Raw genomic sequence first — 14,228 nt, forward strand, 5'->3', positions numbered from 1 at the left:
CCCTACTCACCACTATCAGCCCTAACACCAAATTGTGTTTGTTCACCCCGACTGACTATATGAAGTGTTACCAAATGTGATAGAGATCGATGTTATGGAAAATTCTGCGCTATAAGTAATGTTCCTTAATCCTCACGTTTAACTCGTAACCTTAGTAATGAGCATCAATCTTCCGCTAGAAACACCACGTCTTATACTTCGTGATTTTGTAGAATCAGACTGGGAAGGGATGCATAGCTACGCTTCCGACCCAGAAGTAGTTCGTTACTTGCCCTTTGGTCCTAACAGCGAAGAAGACACTAAGAATTATTTACAAGCAGAGATTAAAACACAACGGAAAAGACACCGCCAGCATTTTGCCTTAGCAGTGACTTTAAAGGATGACAAGCAATTTATTGGTGCTTGTCGCATTTCTACAACAGATCCAGATAAGCCAGAAGCTTCTATAGGGTTCTGTTTAGCCAAACAATTTTGGGGACAGGGATACGCAACGGAATCTGCGGGAAGAATCCTAGAGTTTGGTTTCCAGCAATTGAGGTTGCATCGGATTTTTGCAATTTGTGACGTGCAAAATAATTACTCAATGCGAGTTTTGGTGAAAATCGGCATGAGACAGGAGGGCTATTTGCGGGAATATGAATGTATGAGAGGAGAATGGCGCGATACTTTGCTCTACGCCATTTTAGAGAAGGATTGGATACAGATGCAGAGTCGGAATTGACAAAGGAATATGGAAACCGCGCTAGCATTACTTATTTAAATGAACCGCGAAGACGCGAAGGGCACGAAGAAAGAGGAAAAGCAAAAAAATCTTCCCAAGCTTCTATACCGTGTTGTGTAACGAATTGTTTCTCAACTTCCTTAAATCGTTCCCAATTGCGATCGCTGATGGCTGTCAGCATAGGAATCAATTCACTAACTGGTATCTGGGTAGTTGTTTCAGTCATCTGGGTAGCCCTCAAAAATACAAATTATTGGCAAAGGTTCGCAAGTTACGAATTGAGGTGACAATAACGGGTGAGTACACAGCCCGTCAAGCGTACTCAATGAAGTGCGTCGGTCTCCAGTATAGTATAATTAATCACAGTACAAATTTCTTACATAATTCCGGAGGGCGCGAGAACATTGACATACGACAACACCTGTAAATACCTTGCCGAAAACTATCCTACTGAATTTGCCAGATGGTTACTCTCATCGGATGCATTATTAGATATCAGGGTACTCAAAACCGAACTCAGTAGCGAACCAATTCGCGCTGATTCGGTGACGTTCTTACAAGTTCCAAACCAAATCTTACACATAGAGTTTCAAACTGAAGCAAAATCGACTCCCCCATTGGATTTCCGGATGCTCGATTACTATACTCGCTTAAAACGAAAATATTGGTGTAATATCCAGCAAGTAGTGATTTTCTTGCAACCAACTGCCTCAGATATCGTTTTTCAAACTGAGTATGTAGATGAGAACACCAGACATAGATATCGCGTCATTCGGATGTGGGAAGAAAATCCTGCACCACTGCTAGCAAATCCTGCGCTCTTACCACTAGCACCCTTGGCGAAAAGCGATACACCTAAGGCTTTACTAGAGCAAGTTGCTATTGCTGTAGATATGATTGAAGAAAGCACAACGCGAAATAATATTTCGGCTTGTACGCAGGTTTTAGCTGGTTTGCGGTTTGAGAAAGATGTGATTCAACAATTGTTCAGGGAGGAAGTTATGCAAGAGTCTGTGATTTATCAAGATATTCTACAGAAGGGAGAGCAAAAAGGAAGACAAAAAGAAGCGCTAGAATTGGTTATACGCTTGCTGAAACGCCGCCTTAATGTCATTGAACCAGAGATACAGCAAGCGATTGGTCAACTATCTGTCACCCAACTAGAGGAGTTGGGCGAAGCGCTGTTGGATTTTGCTAGTGTAAGTGATTTAAGCAACTGGTTGGAAACTCATTCGGCTTGAGTAGATTGATAAAACACGAGATTAGTATGTGGCACCGAGTTTGAGGCTTGAAGTACGGCGTAAAGTCTCAAACTTACTCATAACTGGTAGCAACCTTCGTCTGTTTAGGGTCAGTGACACTTTAGCCACTTCAAGCAAAACCTAGCTTCTAAAATTGGTATCTACTTTTTGCGTGATTTCTCCCCGTTTGACTGGTAGTAAGTTTTCTCTGGTGTTAGCAATGGTGATGTATAACGGAATTTGACAATCAAAGGTAGCTAAAACTAAAGCCGCAGACATGGTTTTTGTACCGCCTGTGTAGTCGGCTATGATTTCATCTTCAGGGTTTTGCTGTTGGAGATGGCGAATGCAGGCGGCGGCGTGATGGTAGCATTCTGATAGGTTATCGGGATTTTGAATCAGGATGAGGTCGCGATCGCGCTGAAAGTTTTCTCCCAATCCGACTTGTGTGGGGATATTTGGTAATTTTTCGATAACTTCGGTTCCGCGCCGGACTTCACAAGGGGTTCCCTCGCCGATGACTTGGGACTTGCTACCATTGTCACCGTCAGAACAAAGGAAGATGACGCGATTTGGTTGCAAGCTGCGAATTGCGGTGACGATGGGTTGGAAAGAACCGCCAACGGTGACTAGGAGAATTTTGGACATAGTAAATTTGCTGTACAAAAGGATAGCAATTGTTAGAGTTTGCTTATTAATACCAATTTGAAAAAAGATGCAACACATTGATAATACCCCTCCCTAACCCTCCCCTTATAAAGGGGAGGGAATTAGATCTGCTGACTTCCCCCCTTGATAAGGAGGGAATTAGATCTGCTGACTTCCCCCCTTGATAAGGAGGGAATTAGATCTGCTGACTTCCCCCCTTGATAAGGGGGGATTAAGGGGGGTAATTCAACTTGTACACCACTAAGTGAGTAAGTGAAGGGTGGTCAATAGGGCGGGGTTATCTGTCGCAAACATTTTCTGAATCCGTATCTGGATTAGAAAGGAGTGAAGTCCCCACAGTCATGATAATTGTTTGCATAGTGAATTTTCTAACTTTCTGAATTGCTTTGTGTTTGTCCCATACTTAAACGGGTTTTCATTCCCGTACCTGCAAATTGAGCATAATGAACCAATAAATTGGCGACATTTGCCAGCAAGGGGTCTGCACGGTTGAAAACTTGTAATGTCACTTTGCCGATAAAGCCATTGACATGACCTTTTTGTAGGTGCAAAGTTCGTGTTTCTAGTTTATGGTTCTTGAGTAGAATGGCATTGGAAAGATAGGCAATTAATTCATCACTTCCTAAGTAGACGGGAGCAAAATGATTCCAGCGTTCTACCCAACTGCGGAACATGAGTGCGGGTACGGGTAGGGGTAAGTTTGTTTTACCTTGAGCAAAGGCTGTGGGGGTGAGAAATTTCAGGTCAAATTGCCTGACTGGTTCTGGCTCGTTTGCTACTAAAGTTGTGTAGAGTTCTTCGTAGCTGGTGATTGTGTCTTCGCGATCGCAAACGTTAAATGTTGCTCCTAAAAACTCTAGAGTTTGTGAGAGTTGGAGGGAGGAAATAGCTTTTGCTGTGCCTTCTTGCAATCCACACAAGGATAATTTGTAAAACTCCTCTGGATGGAAGGTTAAGAAGTCTTTAGAGGTTGAGTAGGAACCGAGGATTCCTGAGAAAGAAGTTGAGGGAATCTCCTCGCTTCCGGTTTCTATCCCTAACTTTTGATGTAACAGCTTCATAAGTTCCAATCTGTAGGAACGGGGTAAAGCTGTGGGTTGGGATACGCTTAATGTCCAAGTAGAACGAATTAGCATGAAATTTATAAACTTTTTTCTAAATTTTTAAATTTTACCCATCCTGGAACAAATTTGATTTCGCCATTCGGATTCATGACAGTTCGTCTGGACTTTGGGGCTTTAAATCCGGTGGCTTTTAAACCACAGATATCGCGTATTTGTTCTCTCAATTTTTCATCATCAAGGCACAAACCAATTGTGGTTCCATTCATTCCACTTCCCCAACCAAGCCTTAGAGTATAAGGACATTTTTCTGGTTCGTAGAATTCGCGAATGTAATTGAAATCTAAATTTCTTCCTGATGCTCTAGAATTGTTTTTAATTACTTGCCAGTAGTCATGCTCGTAGTCCCACTGTTCTTGAGTGAACTCCTGACAGATTTGCAAAAGTTCATTGAGGGTCGAGAATGGTAGCTTCATTCCCTGTTTGTGCTGGAACCATGAAAGCATTTCTTTGTCTAAGCTGAGAGTAAATTCTGTTTGGACGTTGCGAACCATTTCAGCATAGATAGAAGCTCTGTACTTGGCTAAGTTATCTGGAAATTTGCTGGAAACTATCACCTCAGGGACAACAGGAAAATTGATAGGTATTTTCCCTTTCTTAGTTGCGATCTGTGATTCCACAAGCCCTTCAGAGTCTGTAACTTTTAGACAGCGCAAAAAATCTGTATTCTGACTTTTTCCTGAAAAAGTTCTATTTTGATAACTGAGATTAAAGTCAGAAAAGAAACTGTCCATGAACAAATTATCATCAACAAATTTTTGTCGATATTTATCACTCAGTTCTCCGAGCTTTTGTCTTAAAGTTTTCTCTATTTCACTGACCCGCTTTGTTGGGGGGACTCCATAACGGTCTGGGTATTTGAAAAAATGATAAGCTATGGCAGTTCTAATGGCTCCTTTAATGGAAGAACCAGGAATGAATAATTGTCCCATGCCATTGCGAATCATTGGACGCAAATCGCTAATTGTCTCATCTGTGAGTTTTTGAGAAATCGCGCCCTTAGGAAAAATAGCGTCCCCTTGTGCATCGGTAACGTTCCACCATTCTGCACCAAAGGCATCTTGTAACAGTTTGCTAATATATCGACGCTCTTCAATTGCTTGAATGTAGTCATTAAGAAATTTTCCTCCCCTTTGTTGCAATGCTTTTGCCAATGCTTCTTGATTGGGGAGATAAACTTTTTTAGCTGTCTGCACGTATTCAAAGGGACTCAATTTAGATACGGCTGACCCAATATGTAAAATGGGACTGGTCAACTGTATCTTTATTGATTCATAAACTTCAGGTTTCTTGAGAGCAGATTCAGGAGAAACCACCATACCTTTATTCTTCCTGTACTTTAATGGGCAGACTTAGACTAATACCACTGCGGTAGATGGAATGTGTACTAAAGCCTTGTGGGGTGACATCCACAAGCTTTCCTTGGGGAGTTCCCAAGAAAACTGAACCTTCAGCAAACATCCGCACAAATTTACGGCGCTTTTGGCGACCGGAGAAGGGAGAAGCAATCCAACCACCCCGTTCTTGAATTTCATAGCTGCTGTTGTTTGCGATTAATTGTTGTAGGTTGGAGCCTTCATCCCAAAATAGACTCATTAAGCAGTGATAACCGGGTTTGTCGGAGAAATCAACGACTTCTTGCCAAGTTTTAGGTAATGCCTTCCAATCTACTTCAAATCTCCCCGCACCGCTGGAACGTTCTCCGCCCAATCCTTCTTCTCCCAGGAATTTTAAAGCCGCATGAAGGTCGTTTTCTAACTGGGGATTATTTTGGGAAAAGTAGAGCAAGAAGTACAGCCCAGAATGGCTATTTCCTGTCTCGAATTGTACGAAGCCGGTGTGATAAAAGTTGGTTGCTCTGGTAACCCGGTCTACTGCAACTTTAGGTTGATGACCTATTTTGTAGGTCTGTTTGTAGTCAAATGTTCCAAGGTTTCGCAGCTGTCCCTGGGATTTTCCTTCGGTTTCGGCAATTAACTCTTTGCGATCGCTCGTTGTAAATCCCCCTCCCTGATACCATCGCTTCCACACTTCCAGAGGCAAGTACTGAAGCTTTTTGTAGGTTTTGAAAAATGCTAAGTCATCGCCTTGAGGGTAGTTGGTGGGAAATTTGAGGGGACGGGGAAGATAATAGATTTTGTTCTCCCCTTTTTCCCTATAGATGAAAGTGGAACTCATTCGCACAGGGGGAGATGGGTTAAGAAATTGCCGCAACAATTCCTCAACCCCATCCTTACCAAACAATCTAGCGTAGGCACTGACCCAGGCACTAAATAATGTGTCCGATCGCACCCGTTCGCTGGTTTCTTCAATACCAATTCCCAATTCTCCAAAATGGGCTGGGGATTGTCCAAAGTTGAGTTTGACTAATTTCCAGGTACTCATGGTCAATTTCCAGGTTGTAACCGCCGTTGGATATCGTCGCGCAAACGTCCGAAGTTATCTAGGAGTGCTTGGGTGTTGGGGACGGGTTCAATAGGTTGTAAATTCGAGGTTCCTGGGGGTGTGCTGGTAATCTGACGGTATTGATTTAAGTCCCGATAGGAAAACTCGAAGTTCTGAAATCTCACTTTGCCGTAGCCTCTAGAACCATGCCCGCCTAGGGCATCATCTTCTAGAATGGCAAGGGCGATAAAAATATTTTGCAAGTCTTCTATGGCTTGAGTTTCATCTTCTACTGTGTAAACCAATTCAAACTGGAATTGTGTACCCGCAGGCACACGTTCTACTTGTCGAGGGTTTGCTGCCGCTGTTACTCTGTCAATACCATTCTCAAACTTCCACTCAGTCATGTATAAACCAGTATCAACTCTTTCCAGCAATTTAATTGACTGCTCGGTTAAATGACAATCTCTCACTATTAAACGAGCTGGTGCGTTTCGTCCTTTAACCTTTATATGTTGCTCTCGGATTTCTCTGGGTTCAATTTCTTCAGTTTGTGTCCCAAAGCGTGCCAATCTATGTTCGTCACTATTAGGTCTTATAACTATTCGTTGTTCGACATTAGGTACTCGCTCTAATCTTTCACGATTAACTACATCGCTTTTTATCCAGCAATTGACACCAGTTGAACCAAAAATTCTTGAAAGTTGACAGTCTCTAGCACCATCAAAACGAAGCAAAATAGGTGAATTATCTACTTTTATTTCTGTATATCCCTCCACCAAATCATCACTTTCATAACGAAAAGTACCACTACCACCTGGCCGATTTAACGGTTTATTCAATAAACGTTCTAGGATTGAGCGCATCTTACCTTTTATAGATGAACCTGGTAGATAAGGATGGCGAGTCAAAGGGTTACGAATAACAGGTTTATCGAGTCCACCAATATCTAACCTTTCACCGCCGCCTCCGATATGAATACCAGTTTTAACGAGAATTGTACTGCTAACTTGAAGCTTACCCAATAATGGTTTTTGTTCAAAATTTGTGAATTCAGTCATTGGTCTTTTCCTCCTGCTGCTTTATGATAGGCAATTACTGCTTCAACCAGTTGAACAAATCGCTCAAAATCATCTGTAGTTTTAACTTTTTTAATTGCAGCGTCTAAAACTTTTTTGAAAGGAGCAACTGATCCTAAATCTTTATTATCTTTTTGTTGTCTAGCTGCTGCATAAGCCAACTTAGGACGGAGGAAAATCAATTCGTTTTTGATGGAATCAAAATTCTTATTTTCGTCTTTAGCTAGGATAGCTTTGAGGCGATTAATAGCATCTAGGAACTTGCGTATTTGATTTGTTTTGAGTTGTTGGCGTACAAGCTCCTTACCAAGCTTTTCAGTATCTTCTACTAACTCACAAATTTTATATTTCTTTAATCCTGGCTCTAGGTTAGTAATCTTTTCAAACATTACTGTAACTATATCTTCTTCATTATCTGGTTGGTTTTGTTTGTGTTGTATCATATTTTTTTGTGCGATTAAGTAATTCAATCCAAGTAGCAACAGATCGAAAATAGGGTGCGTTACACGGATTCATTAACGATCTACGAATTGGCAAAAAATTGCTATTATTGCTGACATTTTCTGGCAGCTTTGCCAGAGTGTATGCTATCTTAGGCAGATGCAGATAATAGCGAATATCTTTGTGTTGATTTTCATACTGTTGTTTTCGTTTATCTTCTATTTCCTTAATTAGTTGGTCTTGCACTTGAGCAGTATCCAAAAGATTACGAATAAAACTGCGAGCATAATTTACTTCTATGTGTTGCTCGTTCAGTTTTTTTACTAAAGGCAGAATACCAAATAAGTCAAGCTCTATATTGGAATCTAAATACCTTTTTGTCTCTTCATCTAACACTGCAATATTTGACACCTTAATGTTTTCGGCTCCCAACCATTCATCCCACTTAAAAACTTGATTAAATAAGCCTAGGCTGTCTTTGCCGTTTCCTTTAGCAGCGCCTTCAGCATCTCCTGATTCCTCAGCCGCTTGATACAGGGGAAATTTAGGATCTGCTATGCTGATTCCACCTGATAGAGTAATGTCTGGATTGTACCCTGTATAAGCACGGAAGCATTGGTAGACATCAAAGGCAAATTCTACAACTTCATTCCAAGCACCACTGATAAATAAATCATCACCACCTGCATAAATGAACAAGAGATTTTGTCGAGGTTCTAGAGTCAAGGTTTTAATTTTTTCATTCTGCTTTGGTAAGTTTTCCAAGCGGTTTTCTGCCAAACTATTAAGGTACACCTTGAAGAAATAACTCATCTTTCGGGAAAGACCAGATATTCTTGGTAAAGTTTTCTCCTTCAATCCCTGAGCAAAGATTCGCCCTAGCCTATCTACATCCATCCGAAGATAACCAACTCTAGCAATACCTTTAGCTTTTCTAGCTATCTCCTCAGCCCGCATGATACTACCTGGTTCGTCTTCACTTTCCCGAGCATAGTTACCTAATAACAAGGGAACAGGTTTACGAAAATGGCGAAATTGATAATGTTCTACCGTCCAGTCATTTACTAACAGAACTGTATCAGAGTCGAGAACTATTGGTTTCCAGGTGGAAAAGAGATGGTAATCAACATTTACAGCTGGACGTTGTGCAGTAGCAGGAAGTTTAAACGACAGCGTATGTGGCTTACGTTCTGTATTTTCCCTTTGCGATCGCACAATTGCCTCCACCCGCAACAACTGTCTTCCCAAGTCAAACATCCTGCAGCAAGTTTCACACGCATCTACAGAATCTGGGTCTTTATTGTTGAGTGGTTTCAATATTTCTACATCATCTCTATGACAAACACGACACGGTTCATGACTCTCACGCGGTTTGATAACATTGTTAATTTGTTTAGCAAATTTACGAAATTTGAGCTGAGATAGTTTTTGCGTTACATCTGACCAATGCTTAGCAAATTTTACAGTTGCAATTTCTTCAATGGGAAAGGTTAAACAATCGGCAGAGAGAAAGACTTTTCCTTGAAACTCTCCTAAAAGCCATTCATTAAACTGCTGGCATACTTGCTCGACAGTCTGGTTTACACCCTCAGCTGCTAAAAGATAAAACTTACCACCGCCAGTATAAATGACGCTAGTGCGTGGAAGCTTTAATGCTTCAAGCAGTTGCTGCACGACTTCTTCTGTGACTAATTCCAAATAGAAACTACGTGCGCGGAGAGATTTGAGCGCACCATTAGAAGAGATAGTGTAGATAAAATTTTGAATACCTGATAAGTCACCTGCTACTAAACTTAGTTTCTTGTTACCCTGATTGTTAGTAATGGCAGCAGCGATAGCAGCAGTGGATTTCGCCATGTCTACAAAAGAAACATCAGATTTGTAAAAGCTTATAAAAGAGCCAAATTTTTCCAGAATTAAAGTTAGTAAAGAGAGGTTTTTCCAGTCGTCACTCTCCAGCTGAGTCAATGCTTCTTGGAGTTTTTGCTTCAGTTTGCTGAAGTCATTAGTTACTGGCTTTTCCGCTCTTGGATAGGGAATGGATGGATGACGATCTGCAATTTCTGTTGGTTGCAAATAATACCGTTGATTTTGACCTTGGGATAGTTTTACTAAGTCAAACAACAGTTGTAGCGGTTTCGGGTTGCGATCTCCAGACCAAGAAAAGAATGTCTTCGCTTGCCTGACAGCTTCCTTCTCTTTTGAGGTTGAAAACTTTTCGGCTAACTCAGGAGCAGCCCACTTTACTAGTACGGTAACGGCTTGTTGGATAACTTGCAAGGCAGCATCATATGCATCATTTGAGTGAGCCATGAAATATCGATACTCTATTGGTTTAAGGATTTGAGACTACGTTGTGCATAATTATTACACATGGCTGGAAGAGGGCTTTTCCAAGCCAAGATTACCTGGTTACCTTCTTCCCTGCCTTTTTCCAGAAAGCTAATAAAGCTATCATTAACGTGAATAGTGTAATCACGCCCTTATCAACTTGAGTAGAGGTTTGGGAACACATCCCATTTATCGGCACATACACTATTCACTATCTATATAAGATTGTCACTTGTAATCATTTTATACATCAGCAATAATACTGGTAATTACTACATTGACTATTGCCACAATCTAACTATGGAGCTTGCACCACCGTCTCCCAAGGGAAAATCATAGGCTAAAAAGCTTATCCCGATCGTAGGTAGGTCTATGCCGCACTTCCCCTCCTACTCGAAGGTGCAAGATGTCAGACATAGATATTATGATTGTTATGATTGTTTCGGTGTTGGACAAGGACGGTGTGAAAAGCTCACACCAATGCAACAAAAGCGCATAGTACAAAGAGTAACTCATACTCCAATTAAGCAACGCCATTGTTTTTTAAGGGGGAAAATTTTCTTAATCCATTAATATTACCTTCTTAGGTTTACCATCTTTCTACAGTTGTATAATTTCTAAAAAGTATCTTATGGAATGGCTGCCCTCAATTGATTTATCTCACCTATGGGATCTAGTGATTGCCCAAACTCCTACTCCTACCCCAACGTCTTCACCTATACCAACACCTGCAAGAAATCTTAATGATATTGAACTACTGAAAAGCCAGTTAGAATTTCTCAAAGCTACGAATGCCCAATTAGGTGAAAGTTTCAACAGATTTATTGGGGCAATGCAATTTACCTTAGTCGTATTTGCCTTTTTGGGTGGATTTTTAGCTTACGTATTTGGAAAAAATTTAGAGGATGCCAAAAAGGTGGCAAGTCAAGTTATTCGCCAGGAGATTGATAACCATATTGCCGATTTGGTGAAATCAGAAGTTGCAAGTGTCAAGCGTAGTTTAGAAAGAGAACGGGTTATTAACTCAACAGTTATAGATTATTATCTGCCCAGTCAAGATTCAGAACCAAATGATTGCAAATTGTTGCGACAAAGGGGTTTTCAAAAAGTGAGATTTTGGAATCAAAGAAAACAACCCAAAAAACCTATTGGCGATGTTATTGTACTAGATTTAATAAATTCTAACATCCTTTCAGGACAAGAATTTACTAGGCTTACAAAAGATGAGGCAACCAACAAACGTGAGGAGACCGTTAAAGCACAAATTGATTTGGTATTAAACTGGATGGAAAAGACTACTGTTCTTGTTATTTATGTTAAGGGTCGATTTATAGAAATTGATAATTTAGCAACTCGTGTTGATTATTACTATGTTTCTGCAAATGCACCAGTAAGTTTAATGGGAATTATTGCAGATTCTGCTTACGTCGCCTATGCTGAAAAAAATGAGGGATAGTTTTACTTAAAGGAATAGTAAGTATTTAATATGTTTCGAGCTTTGCAAACTTCTGTCATAATATTTTTCTATCTTATTGTATTGGAGGTAAAACCTGTTTATTCGGAAAATTTAAAATTGCAACTAACTCAAACGTCACTAACAGGTACTCCTCAAATCATGAAAGCAATAGAAAGTAAAAATCTTCTGAGTCAAGAAGATTTTGAAGCACGTATTCGACAAGAGATTTCTAATGAAGTGTCTAAGCTGAATGATAAAATTAATACAGAATGTAATAAAGAATTTGCTTGGAAAGAACATTCCATACAACATTTTAATACCATTAAACATATTTTTGATGAAACTCGAAACTCAATAGAGACAATAGTCAAATATTCTTTATTAATCATATCTGTAGTGTTAGCAATTTTCGCTATTCTCATTGGAAAAGAATATAAAGATTTCAAACAAATACAGGAAGATTTTAAAAAAACGAATGAAGATGTTAAAATTAAAATTGATGAATTAAATAAACAATCTCAAGAATTACGATCTTTAAAAGAGCAAGCTCAAAAAATTCAAGAAGATGTGGAAAAAGAATTAGAGAAAACCATTAGGCTAAAAGAAGATTTTCAAAAAAAAGATAAAGAAGTATACGAAATATTAGAACTAAGAAAGTCTATTAAAGAAACAAAAATTGTCTGGGCTTTTGAATCTGAAGAGACAAGTGATGATAGGATAGCTATAAAAGAATTAAAAGATAATGGTTTCAAAAATATATATGAATGGAAAGTTTATGATGAAGTAGAAATTCCCAGCCAACAGGAATGTGATTTTATGATATACTCATATATTAACTCAGCTAATTCATTGGAAAAATTGAAGAAAGTAATTGCATTTTTGAACTCAACGGGAAGAAAAATCCCATTAATTGTTTATACATATAATAATGGAAGAAGATTAACTATGCCTGATGAGGAAGTTGATATATTAAACACCTATAGAAATTACTCTCTTTCAACAACGCCTGGGAACTTCAAATCTCTATTTAACGGTTTAATTATAGGGAAAGGAGGGATTGTACTGCCTACGGATTAAAAGTGTTATTTCTAAGTGAATGGCTCAACGGGCCCTTTATCGCGCAAGCGATAAATGAAAATCGGGTGAATTGCCGGAAAATCTGAGGGACAGACAATCGGCAGCCAAGGTCAAGATGGCGGATAAGGATAAATATTCTCTTATCCAAGGGTTTGACAAGGTTCAGAGACTAGGAGCCGAGCGAAAGCAGTAATGCTCCCATGAGTGCCCGACATCTCCAGATATAGAGATGATGAGATAGTCCGTACTACCGTTATAATCCCATAACTATGAAACGGTAGAAGCAAAGGATAAAGAGCCTTTGCGATAACAAAGTACACATTAAGATTGTGGCTAAGCTCTTCACGCGAAATAGCAATCATGCTTATGTGCTCACATAGCCTAGTAAAAATTTTCCCTCTCTCCTATCTAGTTATTATTGGCGGTGCTACTTATTTCAATGGCTTTTTAGCGGGACGTTCCTACGGTTTTGGATTTTCTGATACCTGCGTCCGTTCTGGTCTGAGTTAATGGGCGTCAGTTACGATCTTTTCCCCCAAAGGTAAGAAAAAACTGCCTACTTGATACAGTTATCTTTCGAGGTTTTGACCGTATCAATTATTAAACCTTCTAGAGTTGAGTTTGACTGCTGAACACGTTTTTCAGATAGTTTTCCGAATATTAGTCTTCTTCGGCAAGAGCTTTGTAATACTCCCTCATTGATTCTTTAGAAATAACCTCATTACAAGAAGCATCTGGTGGTAGAGACTTTCTTGCTATCAACCAAGGGTCTTCTTGATGAGTCATAAGCTCTAATTCATAAGCATCACAAACAAAATAAACCTCAGCTACTTCATTCAGAAAATTTCTGATGCTTTCACTAAGTTCAGGTTGTTGTACTTCCTGAAATATAGGTCGCCAACTAAATTTTTTATATTCTCCATAAAGTTTGGGAATGACGGGACCATGAACCCATGCCTCAAAGTCTTCTTCAAACAAAGGTTCATTATAAAGGGCTAAATGCCAAGCTTGAGCGTAATAAACCAGCTTTTGCAGTTTCAGGTTACTAATATACGATCCAGTCGAGTTTGCAAGATGGATAAAGAATTGTGCTATATCAAAACAAGTAAGCATATCTTCTCTCCCCTTTTTTTTCAATTACTATATGCTCCAGTGAATTTACTAACATATAGAGCGTAAATAAGTATTTTACCCGTGTCTATCTATGGAGATTTCTACTATGAGTAACACAAACCAAGACATTATACCGCAATCAGAATTCACACATTTTAGTAAAGAACGCGTATTGCTTCAAATAGTTATTAAGCTGGATATCTCCTTTGTCTGCTCCGCAGTTAAATAATATTCTTTTTAAACTGCTACGAGTATGTCCAGTACAATTTAAGGGACTAACGATCCAAGACCCAATTTTGTTATGAATTCTACAAGTTAACAATTTTACTTAAAAATAGACAATAAAGCGTCGGATGGTTCTGGAGGATTGTTCATAATCTCTAGAAAACGCATAGAATCTCTTTCAGATAGAACTAGAGTATTATTCTTATATTGTGTTGCTGAATTATCAACCAGTTCAGAAATCTCCTTATTAATGAGATTTTCACGATTTTTTAATTCTTCCTTAGTTAGAACAGAATTAATTGACTTTTCTAACTTTAAAAAAGCAGATTGATAATTTTCAAAATATTGTTTAATCTTTTGAAAAGAATT

14 protein-coding genes are annotated in these 14,228 nt (G+C 39.3%); 4 read left to right on the top strand and 10 right to left on the bottom strand.

Annotated elements, in window-relative coordinates; all coding sequences use genetic code 11:
* Positions 1 to 157: 157 nt before the first annotated feature.
* A complete protein-coding gene (locus ACYRY3_RS35140; RefSeq protein ID WP_460206303.1) occupies positions 158 to 721 on the top strand; it encodes a GNAT family N-acetyltransferase in 564 nt (187 codons plus the stop codon).
* Positions 722 to 752: 31 nt separating this feature from the next.
* Here the strand turns inward: ACYRY3_RS35140 and ACYRY3_RS35145 are convergent, their stop codons facing one another.
* Entirely contained in the window at positions 753 to 947 is a 195-nt protein-coding gene (locus ACYRY3_RS35145) for a hypothetical protein (protein WP_460206305.1), read from the bottom strand.
* Positions 948 to 1,125: 178 nt separating this feature from the next.
* Between ACYRY3_RS35145 and ACYRY3_RS35150 the strand changes: the two genes are divergently transcribed.
* Positions 1,126 to 1,962 carry an Rpn family recombination-promoting nuclease/putative transposase gene (locus ACYRY3_RS35150; RefSeq protein WP_460206307.1) on the top strand — a complete coding sequence of 279 codons (837 nt, stop codon included), beginning with the start codon at positions 1,126 to 1,128 and terminating at the stop codon, positions 1,960 to 1,962.
* Between the two features lie 141 nt (positions 1,963 to 2,103).
* Here the strand turns inward: ACYRY3_RS35150 and ACYRY3_RS35155 are convergent, their stop codons facing one another.
* The 7 genes from ACYRY3_RS35155 to cas10 all read right to left on the bottom strand — a co-directional run bounded on the left by ACYRY3_RS35155 (position 2,104) and on the right by cas10 (position 9,970).
* Positions 2,104 to 2,610, bottom strand: a complete 507-nt coding sequence (locus ACYRY3_RS35155) for a hypothetical protein (protein WP_460206309.1) — start codon at positions 2,608 to 2,610, stop codon at positions 2,104 to 2,106.
* Positions 2,611 to 2,999: 389 nt separating this feature from the next.
* Entirely contained in the window at positions 3,000 to 3,767 is a 768-nt protein-coding gene (cas6, locus tag ACYRY3_RS35160; RefSeq protein ID WP_460206311.1) for a CRISPR system precrRNA processing endoribonuclease RAMP protein Cas6, read from the bottom strand.
* 5 nt (positions 3,768 to 3,772) lie between these two features.
* Positions 3,773 to 5,071 (bottom strand): type III-A CRISPR-associated RAMP protein Csm5, encoded by a 1,299-nt coding sequence (gene csm5, locus ACYRY3_RS35165; RefSeq protein ID WP_460206313.1) that lies wholly within the window; start codon positions 5,069 to 5,071, stop codon positions 3,773 to 3,775.
* 4 nt (positions 5,072 to 5,075) lie between these two features.
* Positions 5,076 to 6,137, bottom strand: a complete 1,062-nt coding sequence (gene csm4 / locus ACYRY3_RS35170) for a type III-A CRISPR-associated RAMP protein Csm4 (protein WP_460206315.1) — start codon at positions 6,135 to 6,137, stop codon at positions 5,076 to 5,078.
* A 2-nt stretch (positions 6,138 to 6,139) separates the two neighbouring features.
* Positions 6,140 to 7,198: a type III-A CRISPR-associated RAMP protein Csm3 gene (gene csm3 / locus ACYRY3_RS35175; protein ID WP_460206317.1), complete on the bottom strand. Its 1,059-nt coding sequence runs from the start codon at positions 7,196 to 7,198 to the stop codon at positions 6,140 to 6,142.
* Entirely contained in the window at positions 7,195 to 7,659 is a 465-nt protein-coding gene (gene csm2, locus ACYRY3_RS35180; RefSeq protein WP_460206318.1) for a type III-A CRISPR-associated protein Csm2, read from the bottom strand. The genes csm3 and csm2 overlap by 4 nt, the downstream gene beginning before the upstream one ends.
* Positions 7,628 to 9,970 carry a type III-A CRISPR-associated protein Cas10/Csm1 gene (gene cas10 / locus ACYRY3_RS35185; protein ID WP_460206319.1) on the bottom strand — a complete coding sequence of 781 codons (2,343 nt, stop codon included), beginning with the start codon at positions 9,968 to 9,970 and terminating at the stop codon, positions 7,628 to 7,630. The genes csm2 and cas10 overlap by 32 nt, the downstream gene beginning before the upstream one ends.
* Before the next feature lie 649 nt (positions 9,971 to 10,619).
* On the opposite strand from cas10, the gene ACYRY3_RS35190 reads away from it, so the two are divergent.
* Positions 10,620 to 11,444: a hypothetical protein gene (locus tag ACYRY3_RS35190; protein WP_460206320.1), complete on the top strand. Its 825-nt coding sequence runs from the start codon at positions 10,620 to 10,622 to the stop codon at positions 11,442 to 11,444.
* Between the two features lie 30 nt (positions 11,445 to 11,474).
* The gene (locus ACYRY3_RS35195; protein WP_460206321.1) at positions 11,475 to 12,521 is read left to right on the top strand and encodes a hypothetical protein; all 1,047 of its coding nucleotides are present in this window, start codon (positions 11,475 to 11,477) and stop codon (positions 12,519 to 12,521) included.
* Positions 12,522 to 13,181: 660 nt separating this feature from the next.
* Here ACYRY3_RS35195 and ACYRY3_RS35200 read toward each other — a convergent pair.
* Both ACYRY3_RS35200 and ACYRY3_RS35205 read right to left on the bottom strand, forming a co-directional pair.
* On the bottom strand, positions 13,182 to 13,658 hold the full coding sequence (locus ACYRY3_RS35200) for a Panacea domain-containing protein (RefSeq protein ID WP_460206322.1): 477 nt from the start codon (positions 13,656 to 13,658) through the stop codon (positions 13,182 to 13,184).
* Between the two features lie 300 nt (positions 13,659 to 13,958).
* Complete coding sequence (locus ACYRY3_RS35205) at positions 13,959 to 14,213, bottom strand: type II toxin -antitoxin system TacA 1-like antitoxin (protein WP_460206390.1); 255 nt, start codon at positions 14,211 to 14,213, stop codon at positions 13,959 to 13,961.
* Positions 14,214 to 14,228 lie beyond the last annotated feature (15 nt).

It is taken from the genome of Scytonema sp. NUACC21, assembly GCF_054684315.1.

Excerpts from the sequence above, each read along its gene's own strand:
- cas6 (WP_460206311.1), bottom strand. The coding sequence starts at position 3,767 with ATGCTAATTCGTTCTACTTGGACATTAAGCGTATCCCAACCCACAGCT.
- ACYRY3_RS35155 (WP_460206309.1), bottom strand. The coding sequence starts at position 2,610 with ATGTCCAAAATTCTCCTAGTCACCGTTGGCGGTTCTTTCCAACCCATC.
- ACYRY3_RS35140 (WP_460206303.1), top strand. The coding sequence starts at position 158 with ATGAGCATCAATCTTCCGCTAGAAACACCACGTCTTATACTTCGTGAT.
- ACYRY3_RS35190 (WP_460206320.1), top strand. The coding sequence starts at position 10,620 with ATGGAATGGCTGCCCTCAATTGATTTATCTCACCTATGGGATCTAGTG.
- cas10 (WP_460206319.1), bottom strand. The coding sequence starts at position 9,970 with ATGGCTCACTCAAATGATGCATATGATGCTGCCTTGCAAGTTATCCAA.
- csm3 (WP_460206317.1), bottom strand. The coding sequence starts at position 7,198 with ATGACTGAATTCACAAATTTTGAACAAAAACCATTATTGGGTAAGCTT.
- ACYRY3_RS35145 (WP_460206305.1), bottom strand. The coding sequence starts at position 947 with ATGACTGAAACAACTACCCAGATACCAGTTAGTGAATTGATTCCTATG.
- csm4 (WP_460206315.1), bottom strand. The coding sequence starts at position 6,137 with ATGAGTACCTGGAAATTAGTCAAACTCAACTTTGGACAATCCCCAGCC.
- ACYRY3_RS35195 (WP_460206321.1), top strand. The coding sequence starts at position 11,475 with ATGTTTCGAGCTTTGCAAACTTCTGTCATAATATTTTTCTATCTTATT.
- csm2 (WP_460206318.1), bottom strand. The coding sequence starts at position 7,659 with ATGATACAACACAAACAAAACCAACCAGATAATGAAGAAGATATAGTT.
- csm5 (WP_460206313.1), bottom strand. The coding sequence starts at position 5,071 with ATGGTGGTTTCTCCTGAATCTGCTCTCAAGAAACCTGAAGTTTATGAA.